This window comes from Marinomonas arctica, from assembly GCF_003259225.1.
Lineage (GTDB): Bacteria > Pseudomonadota > Gammaproteobacteria > Pseudomonadales > Marinomonadaceae > Marinomonas > Marinomonas arctica.
The window spans coordinates 23967-34993 of record NZ_QHJF01000043.1 but is presented as its reverse complement, the minus strand read 5'-3'; the positions used below and the strand labels follow the sequence as shown (position 1 = coordinate 34993).

Sequence of the window (11027 nt, the reverse complement as noted above, 5' to 3'; positions counted from 1 at the left end):
TGGCATTAATGTCTAATAAAGACGCATCGGTACCAGTAAGACTGTAAGTCAACGTGTTGTTGGCGGTCGTACCATCTGCATCGCTTGCTGTGACGGTGTAAATCACGGTACTCGTTGCCGCATTTTCATTGACTGCACCAGTCGCACCAGAGGTAATCACTGGCGTGTTGTCGTTCAGGTCATTAACACTCACCGTCACGGCTTGCGTGGTACTCAAACTACCAGAATTGAAATTACCTGCGCCGTTATCCGTCGCGACCACATTAAAGCTGTAGCTGGTTTGAGTTTCATAATCCGCTGAGGCTTTCAACGTCACTTCGCCCGTTGTCGCATTGATGTTTAACTTATCCGCATCGTCGCCTGACAAACTATACACCAAGGTACTGTTCGCTGCCGTGCCGTCTGCATCGGTACCTGTGGCCGTGTAAATCACGGTCGAAGTATCCGCATTTTCATTGACGCTGCCACTCGCACCAGACGTCATCACTGGCGTGTTGTCGTTCAAGTCATTCACACTCACGACAATCGCTTTGCTGACACTCAAGCTGCCAGAATTAAAGTTACCCGCACCATTGTCCGTAGCGATAACGTTAAAACTGTAGCTGGACTTGGTTTCGTAATCCGCAGCGGCTTTAAGCGTCACCACACCCGTGGTCGTATCGATGGTTAAATGGTCGGCATCGTCGCCAGACAGACTATAACGCAAGGTGTTGTTCGCTGCCGTGCCGTCTGCATCGGTACCTGTAGCCGTATAAATCACGGTCGAGGTATCGGCATTTTCATTGACACTGCCACTCGCACTTGAGGTAATCACCGGCGTATTGTCGTTCAAGTCATTGACACTCACCGTGATGGCTATGGTATCTGTCAGATTTCCCGTACCATTATCGGTCACCACCACGTTGAAACTGTAGGTGTTTTTGCTTTCGTAGTTGGCAGAACTTTTCAGTGTTACCACGCCCGTGCTGGAATCAATAGTCAACAAGGCCACATCATCGCCCGTAAGGCTGTAACTCAAGGCATTGTTATCCGCATCCGTTGCGGCCGCGGTGTAAATCACCGTCGCCACATCTGCATTTTCATTCACACTACCGGTGGCTCCGGACGTGATTACAGGGGCTTCATTCGCAGGTGCCCTCAACATGAAATCATTGCCACCTGTGGTGGCTGCGACGTCACTTGCTGCGTAATACCCAGTTAAGACAGTGGCGTTACCACCTGCCGTCAAGGTTCCAGCTTCGGCAAGCCCAGTAAAGGTTCCAGTGATGGCATCTGCACTGTCATTGGTGATAATACGATACGTGTCACCATTGCCGGGCGTATAGTTGTGGTTCACCGTCAACGCTCCTGCCAATGAAACCGAACCTCGAACATCCACCACATCATACAGGCTACCCGCAGTCGTCCCTGCAATGTCCACCCTTAACGTACTACCTGACTGAAGATCAAGGTTACCATTGATCGTCATAAGACCGACACTACTTGTGAGGCCAGGAGACAAGGTACCACCACTTTCAACCGTCACAGTATTAGAGGAATTTGCCGCAAAAATAGTACCGGTATTTCCATTCCCAGACGCGCCTAAAGTCGCATCATAAGAAACAGTCACAGCCGATGTTCCATTCAATGCACCAGTTACCAATAACGTACCTAGCGACACATTCGTCGCACCAGTATAAGTATTAATACCTGATAAGGTGACAGTGCCAGTTCCCGTCTTGCTCAAAGCATAACCATTATTCCCGTCTGAGATCACACCAGCTAACACCAAGGTGTAGGCGCTGGAAGACGCTTTGACCGTGGCATCGCCTGACAGGGTTACCGCGCCGGTAAGAGTCGCCGTACCTGAGGAGCGCATGACTAGCGCACCATTTAATGAAGAACCGGTGCCAGCAATCGTCAAGTTCTCAGCAACATTAACACCATTCGCAAAACTTAACGTGCCGCCGGAATTGACCGTCGTGCCGCTCTCTGTGGCACCCAACGCTGTATTGGTGCCAGCTGTGACCAAACCAGCATTGATAACCGTTGCCCCAGTATAAGTATTGTTACCCGTCAAGTGCAGGGAGGCAGAGCCTGATTTAGTGATGCCATAATCGCCGCTGATCACACCACTGATGGTCAAGTTAGTATTGACGCCTAGGTTGAACGTCGCATCCGACGTCAGAGCAAGGTTGCCCGACAGGGTCGCTGTTTTACCTGAGGCAGGTAGCAGCACGCCACCAGCACCTAAGGTGACCGCATTGTCTAAATTAACACTATTACCTAGCTCCAAAGTCCCGCCAGTTACATTGATGGAACCCGAAGACAACACGTCATCATTGATGACCGTTAAAGTGCCAGCTGTCACGCTGATGTCACCGCTCCATGCGGCTTCGTTGCCTGTATTCGACAAGGTCAGGACACCAGCGCCCGTCTTGCTCAGGTCGCCCGTACCAGTGATGGCGCCCGACAACGTAACTGCATTACTATTGCTCACTGTGCCGCCGCTACTACCCAGTGTCAGCGCGTTATCGATGGTGACACCACTGCCTGTCACCGTCAACGTGCCGTTGTTCAGAGTCAAACCACCAGCCAGCAGATTGGCATCACCCGAAACCGCCAGCGTACCAGCAGACACCGTCATAGCACCGGTCCCGGTTTGTGTACCCGACAGGGTCAGAGTGCCAACCCCCAACTTCGTCAAGTCGCCCACACCGGAGATGATGCCCGACAGGCTAACTGCGTCAAGGTTGGTGATACTGCCTGCAGAGGATAAATCTATTGCATTATCTATAGTGGTAGCACCGGTAACGCTCAGATTACCGCCATTAAGCGTCAATGCACCAGCCAGCAGGTTAGCATCGCCCGCAACCGACAGAGTGCCTGCAATAATGCTCATCTCACCCGTGCCAGTCTGAGTTCCGCTTAACGCCAAAGTACCATCACCGACTTTCGTCAATGAACCACTGCCTGACACCACACCCGACAAAGTTGCCGTCAAACTTGCGCCAACATTGATCTGCCCATTGTTGGAAAATACTGAGATAGCGTTATCAATATGAACACCATCTGCAATCAAGTTCAGGGTTCCGCCATTTAGCGTCAAAACACCTGCACCCAAATTCGAATCGGAACTGACTGACAATGACCCGCCAAAGACTGCAGTGTCCCCTGCGTAGCTATTGCTACCCGACAGGGTAAAGTCGCCTGAACCTGTCTTTGTTAACCCGCCACCATTGCCACCATCCTCGATCACACCAGAGAATGTGGTATCGCTATTATTGCCACCGGTGGTCAGGCTGCCGCCATTCAACGTCAGGCTACCTGCACCAGCCAGACTGCCTACAGTCTCGCTATCGCGCAGCTCTAATTCTGCACCGCTACTGATAGTCACCGCACTGCTATCTGCAATAGCTGAACCATTTTGCAATAAGAGCTTACCTGCAGAGACGGTAGTCGCGCCAGTGTAGGTATTTGCTCCTGATAAGGCCAGTGTTCCTGAACCGACTTTAGTGATACCGCTGGTGTTCGTTGAAGAAATCACACCAGTGAAAGCGGTATTGATGGCATTCCCCACTGTTAGTCCATAGGTCAGCGCAACCGCACCCGATCCAGACAATGACCCAATGGTTTCATTACCACCAGTCAAACTTAACGTAGTGCCACTATTCACTGTCACAGCGCTATCATCACCAATAGAGCTGCCACCTAATAAAGCTAACGTTCCTCCAGAAACCGTCACGGCACCAGTATGGGTATTGCTTCCTGATAATGTCAGTGTTCCGCTACCTACTTTGGTTAAGTCAAAATCACCGCTAATGACACCACTCAACGTCAGACTATCACCTGTGTTAAAGGCACCGATCAGACTATCAGCGGCCAGAGTAATATCACCGGTCACTGTCGCTGAACCCGTCCCTTCATTGATTTTTAAAGCACCATAAGAAGAATCGATACCGACACCGCTAATAGTAAGGTTTTCTGCCAATGTTAAGCCGTTACCAACACGCAAAGTGCTACCACTGGAAACCGTAGTCGAACCAGCGGTGTTACCCAAAGCATTATTGTGTGCGGCAATAATCACACCCTGACTAAGGAAAATATCACCGGAATAATCGGCATTATTACCAGATAAGGTCAGTACGCCTGCACCCGATTTCGTCAACGCACCGGTGCCAGTGATGACGCCATTGAGGGCAACGGCATTAGCGGCTGAAATAGTGGCGTTCTGATTGAAGAGTATTTCATTATCAATCGTGGTAGCACCTGTAATCGTGAGTACAGTGTCTGCCGTTTGCAGAATCACCTGACCGCTGCCTAGATTGCTATCACCGGTAATACTCAAACCATTAGCACCAGAAATTGAAGTCGTGCCTGTATACGTGTTGTTGCCAGACAAGGTGAGATTTACACCACCGATTTTACTAAGGTTGCCATCACCACTAATCACACCGGATATCACCGCCGTACCGCCATTGGTAACACTTACTGTTCCGACAGACGCTCCCAGAACAATGGCATTATCCAGAGTGCTGCTAAATGCATTTAAGTTTAAGATGCCGCCATTGAGGATTAATTGACCGCTACCTAGGTTACTATCTCTGGAAATGGACAAAGTACCGGCCGAGACTGTCGTTGTTCCAGTGTAGTTATTTTCACCACTTAAAGTCAGCTTGCCCGTACCAACTTTGGTTATACCACTGGCATTCGTAGAAGAGATGGTACCGGAGAACTCCGTGCTGATGGCATTGCCCACTGTTAACCCATAGGTCAGCGCGACTGCACCCGATCCCGCCAAGGAGCCTATGGTCTCGTTACCACCTATCAGACTCAAAGTCGCACCACTGTTGACGGTTACCGCACTGTCATCGCCAATAGAGCTGCCGCCTGAAACCGCCAGTGCGCCTGCTGAAACGATCAGGTCGCCACTATGAGTATTAATGCCTGACCAGGTCATCGTACCCGCACCGGCTTTGGTTAACGCTCCTGAGCCAGAAATCACCTTATTCAGAGTGACATTCGTACTATTAGAAATCGTTGCATCTGCGTTAACAGCAATTTCATTAGTAAAGCTTTCGTCATTACTGATAACCAATGTGCCACCGTTCAGTGTAACCGTTCCTGCATAGCCAAGGCTCTCGTCTTCTGACGCCGCATTGACCGTACCGTTGTTGATTTGCACACCACCGTGGAACCCTTCGTTGATGGCTGAGAAGGTCATGCTACCGGCACCCGCCTTAGTCAATAGCCCACTACCGCCAACTGTGTCGGAAAGCTCCAGATGCCCGCTGCCAGTCTGGTTGAAAGTGGCACCGCCGATTTCAATCGAAAAAATGTTATCTACAGCGTTCTCTGCAGTCAGTACATTATTTAATGTGTCAAAAATGGCACCGCCACTCAGGATAACGTCACCTGTACCAAGGTTAGCATCGGCACTAATCTGCAGTGTGCCAGCGGTTACACTAATAATGTCGAGACCTTTTACCTCAGTATTGTTGGTACCGCTTAGCACCAGTGTGCCGGTACCGGTCTTATTCAGTGTTGAGACACCGTCGTCCTCATCGGTCAAGTTGGCAGACAAGGTCAGGGTAGTGCCAACGCCGCTGTCGATAGTAAGCGCACCATCTAGGTACAAATCACTACCGCTGATGGTGAAGCTGGTGCCGTCGGCGAGTTGGAAAACAGTGCCATCTGCCACCGTAATATTTGAATCTAACGAAATGTCAGCACCATTCAAGCTGGTATCAAAGGCAATGGTCTTACCACCAGCCTCGGCCAAACCTAGCGCTTCACGCAACGACAAACCACCGCCATCCGCCAACTCAGCGGCGTAGCCAGTACCATTATAAGCGTCGTCAGAATTTTCTGAGGTGTCGTTGGCTGTGGTCACCATCAAGGTGTCTGTCACCGTAATGGTTATCTCTTGAGTTGTAGAAAGCTCTGCTTCATCCGTTGCGACAACGGTCACAATATAGGTGCCTGCCGTCAAGCCAGAAGGCGTGGTAGCTCGCAGTGCATTGGTTGCCGTTAAGGTATTCGCAGCAGTGGCAAAGTTAAACAATGAACCGTCATTGGCCTGAGAGGCACTGTCCAAGGTAATAGATTGAATACTGTACTTCAACGTACTGTCATCGACATCGGTAGCACCGACAGTGGCAACCACAGCGTTTGCACTGTCAAAGGTGCTTACGGTGCCAGTCGTCGGTGATACAGCCGTCGGCGCATCGTTAACCGCCGTAATATCAATATTGACGGTAGAAATACTAGAGTCCGTCTTGCCGTCATTCGCCTTAATCGTTAAGGTCGCCGCATTGTCGCCACTGGCGTTGCTCGCACCTGTATATTGGACATTTGAGGTCGTATCTAAATAGCTATTAATATCGGCGGCGGAGCCAGAAAGTGTCAACGTTCCCGTACCGGAGTTACTCACTGTCACACTACCACCAGAAGAAGCAGTCAGTGTTCCGGCCGATGCGGTCAGGGTGACCGTAAGATTATCCCCATCGCTGTCAGCAAAGGCAACGCCAGACAAATCTACATTGGAAGCGGTGTCTTCGATGACGGTAATATCTGCAGGTGCGCCAGTGATGGTGGGGGCGTTGTTGACAGGAATCGCTTTGACATCGCTAATCAAAAAATCATTAAAAGTGGCATAATCGGTTGATGTTAAAACGACTTGCTTAACATCATTCAGCGGAAAAGCAGAATCAAATGCAGTTGCCCCCCCTGTGGAGCCATCTGCATTGGTGTAAGATACCATAACTGTGCTAGACCCACCTAATTCAGTAACACCAGTCAAATCAAAGGAATAGCCCGTCTCAACGTCTATAGTTATTTGCGTTTCACTGTTAGGTCCAACAAGACCATACAAACCACCACCATCAAATCCAAGTGTTGATGTATTACTAGTACTAAAGGTAAATTGCTTGCTTTCAACTGTTTTGGTCACTGTATCAGCAGTATAATTCGCATCTGCACTAGTAAATGAAACAGTTTCTAGGGTGTACGCATAATTATCAGCCAGCCCAACACTCAGATCCGTTGTTTCAATAACACCAGATCGTTTTTCCAGTATCCAATCCCCGCCTAATACAGCCGCGCCAGTCAAGTCGTCCGACGCCGCCACGTCCGCTTGGGTGGCTTGTGCTAAAGCAGTAATAAATTCTTGCCCTTCTCCGCTGGCGACTCCACAACCGTAAAGCAGCAAATCACCGTCTTCATTTAATGCCGCACCCAGTTGGGCTAAATCAGCAGAACGGGTATTGACGGTAATATTATCTAAACTAAAGCCCCCTAGGTTAACCTGCCCTTCGGCACCATGGCTGATGATGTGAATCGCATCGTAGTCACTGTTACTCTGCGCCCATAGTGCCATCTGCGCGAGGCCATCTTGGGTAGAATCAAGCAATACCACTTCAACTCCAGCGCCAATACCGTCTATTAGGGTCTGGTAATCCGCCACGTTGTCTTCAATAAAGACGACTTCTTTTTTGCCATTATTCAAGGTGGGATCAGCGGCTCTCACTTCAGTGGGAGCCATCACCACAGAGGTATCTGTATCTTGCTGACTTGCATCTGTTTGAAAGGCATCATGAAATTGAGAATCGGTCAATACATCCACCGCCGTAGCGACCGCGGCACCATCCAATAACAGTCGAGGTTCTAGCGCAGAAATAAGCGGCTTACGTGCTTGTCTCGTATTTTCTGGTTTGCTTTTCATTGATGCGCTCTTAACTGACTGCTTGGAATTATGCTTTTTCATGACCAAAACCTCTAAGGGTAAATGTTTCAGCTCCGACAAAGCGTTGGCTGCTGAAATGTATTCTGTCTATTTGTTCGATCTAAATGGCCAAAAATTCGATCTAAATGGCCAAAAGCGACTCTCTTCCAATGAAAAAAGTCGCTTTAAACAACGATTAATTAGGATTTACTGGAAATATCCCCTGCACTGCAATGCAATAGGTCAATGCGATTCTAGGCCCTAATATAGGGAATGGCTGACTTCCTCCGGTTGCACCAATAGCCACCGCCCCACCACTACCAGCACCTCCTGTTATATTTAATGTCACAGGTCCAGTCGCGGTTCCAGTTACCGCACCAACAGGCCCTATTGTTAAGTCATTTGTCGTGCCTGAAGCGGCATAAATTTTAGATGCTGGACCATTTGTAACGCCCAACACCGCGTTATCCGAAGGTGTTACAGTAGACGCTGGGGATGATGATGCAATTTTAGCAGAACCCGTTACTGGCAAAGTGACCGTGCCCGATGCCGTTCCGCCACCTGAACTACCACCATTTGGCGTGAATACCGCTGTATGATTATGTATAGGCATTTGCGTCTGATTGAGTGTATAGGTCTCCGAACCAGCCTTTGTGCCAAGTTGATAAGCAGATAATCCTGGACTTTGACCTCGGCCAACAACCACTCTGCTACGAAGATCTGGCAACTGAAAAGTACCACCAGCTTGAGAGCCGCCATAAGTCGTACCAATCAACGCATACAGAGCCTGATTACTGCTTATCGTCAGTGTCTTACCATTCGCTTCGAGGTAGCCATCTGGGCAATAATTAATTGCCATGGTACAGACACTGCCGATATAAGGTTCATCAGCAGAACAAGCATAAGCCGTTTGGCCAAAAAACGCCGAGCCTAGTAAGGCAACAGATAGTAACGTTTTTTTCATGATCAACTCTCCTTTTTCCCTGTTTATAAAACACATCATCAAAAAATAGCCAACACACTCATGCCAGGTAAAATACTGGATGGCACACTGTTTATCGTCGCTCGTATCTGCACCGTTTGACTGGTTGGATCCACACTAGGGCCAATATGGCTAACAAACGCCTGTAAGGTATGCTGTGTTTCTTCAGCCTGTAACTGCAGTTTTTTGCCTACTTTTAACCACGCCATCCATTCAGCTGGCACGATAATGTCGGCTTCCAACTGGGCGCGTCCCACCACTTTAAGCAGGGCTTGCTGTTGCTGCACGACCTCAAAACGATGAATATCAACCTGCTCAACAACACCATCAAATGGGGCTTTAATATTACAACGCTCCACATTAAGCTGCGCAATCCGTTGCTCAGCCATCACCTTTTGCAATTCCGACTCAGCAATCGCCACCTCAAGGGTACCGATTGAGCGTAACTGATTCAGTTGTTTGGTGTTTTCCAAACGAATTTGTGCGACTTTGACCTCAGCAGAGACTTTGTCTTGTTGGGCATCAAACAAACGACAGTCTAACGCCACCAATGTTTCACCTTGTTTAAAAGATTCACCCATTTTTTTAGGCAAGCCCACCACTAAGGCCGCTAATTCACTGGATAACGTCGCACTGTGTGTTGCCACAAGCAGACCTCGGGCATTGAGCGTCTCTGCCATCAGCGGATTCGCTAACAGCATGGCCACTGCAGCGAGGCCCACCTTACCAAACATGACTTACTCCTCTTTCTCGGCCGCTTGTTTTGCTAAATATGCGGCTTGCATTTGTTCTTCACTCACGGCGTCTATATCACCTTGCGACCAACGACCAAACATAGAATCAAACGCCTTCGCAAGCTCTTCTAATTTCATGCCGCCAAACCCGTTTGGTAAAGGGTCTAAGCCCATAGACACTAAAATTTTACCAAAGCTATTCTGCAAATCGGCATAGGCCACATCACGGCGCAACTCCGCCAACAAGGCATTCACTTGTTCGCTAATCACTGTCAATTCACCGACATTTTGGGCGGCACGACTTGACTGAATTTGGTCTTGAATACGATTCGCCACGTCTAGATAGTTAATCGCCAAGTCATAGGAGTTCTGTGCTTCTGCGTATTCAATATTGGCAATATGCACCTGAGATATGACCGCCATAGAAACGGCTAACGCTTGCTGCTTTGTCGCGGCCATTTTTAAGTTATTAAGCTGATCAATTTTTCCATAACGGAAGACGTTCATTAAATTCCAGTTTACGCCAACACCGGCACTCGCCCAATCATTGTTTCTTAAGTAATCCGAACCGTCGTAGTTTAGACCCGCACTCAAGCTCAGGCTTGGAAACAAGGTCAAAAAGGCGGAATTCACTTCTTCCTTAGTGATACGTTCTTGATATTGAGCTTCAATCAACTCAGGACGGCGAACCAAAGCCGTGCGCTCCATCGTGTTGATATCCAAATCCAATTCAGGCACTTGGAAATCCGGTGTACCAACATCGGCCAATTCAAAGCTTTCCGCTGGATTAAGCCCCATTAACGTCGCTAATTCCGCCTTAGCTGGCATTAAATCTTTGCGCAAGTCCTGCAAGGTGCGAAGCGATTCTAATAACGCTCTTTGGTAGGTTAACGCTTCCATTGGCGACTGGGCGCGCATTTGTTCAATGCGAGCCGAGTCCGCTAACGCGGCACGAGACTGGATAATCAATGGGTCAATTTTAGCCAGCAAACGCTCAGATGACACGGCACGGTAATAGGCATTACGCGTCTGCTGCATAATGGTCTGCACTACTTTGCGCTCCCGCTCTTTAGAAATCAGGAAACGGTCGGCCTGTTGCTTGGCTCTAAAATACGACAAACCAAAATCCAGCACATCCCATGTGGCTCCCACACTGCCAGTAAAGGTACTTTTGTCTGAGGAAACAGAGTAACTTGGGTTCGACCCTAACGCCGCAGGCTCATCACCGATAAAACTCACTGACGCCGACGCCGCATAATTATTGCGATAGGCGTAACCCGCTCGAGCCGCCAAATCAGGCAACATATCAAACTGGTCTACTGCCAACTGTCCCTGTGACACTACCGCTTCAAACGCCTTTAAACGTGCATCACGGTTATGTTTAATAGTACGAGCGAAGGCTTCATTGAGGTCAATCGCCTGAGTCACCGGGGCAAAATCCTCTGCTAACAGGGTTTGGTTCTCAACCGCATTCGCCATGACATCATTGTCACTCAAGCGCGAGGGAGAGACCGAACAACCTGCTACTACCGTCGCAACAAGAATGGCCACTGCTGTTTTAGCAAACATGGTCTTAGTAAACACAGGATGAACAGCCATGATTTCTCCT

4 protein-coding genes are annotated in these 11027 nt (G+C 49.0%); all 4 read right to left on the bottom strand.

Going from position 1 to position 11027, the window contains the following annotated elements:
- A partial coding sequence (locus tag DK187_RS19800; RefSeq protein ID WP_162623566.1) for an autotransporter-associated beta strand repeat-containing protein occupies nt 1–7702 on the bottom strand: 7702 nt, incomplete at its 3' end.
- Between the two features lie 196 nt (nt 7703–7898).
- A complete protein-coding gene (locus DK187_RS19795) occupies nt 7899–8666 on the bottom strand; it encodes a phage tail protein (RefSeq protein WP_204355673.1) in 768 nt (255 codons plus the stop codon).
- Between the two features lie 38 nt (nt 8667–8704).
- On the bottom strand, nt 8705–9418 hold the full coding sequence (locus DK187_RS19790; protein ID WP_111609031.1) for an efflux RND transporter periplasmic adaptor subunit: 714 nt from the start codon (nt 9416–9418) through the stop codon (nt 8705–8707).
- A gap of 3 nt (nt 9419–9421) precedes the next feature.
- Entirely contained in the window at nt 9422–11017 is a 1596-nt protein-coding gene (locus DK187_RS19785; RefSeq protein WP_204355672.1) for a TolC family protein, read from the bottom strand.
- Between the last annotated feature and the right edge of the window lie 10 nt (nt 11018–11027).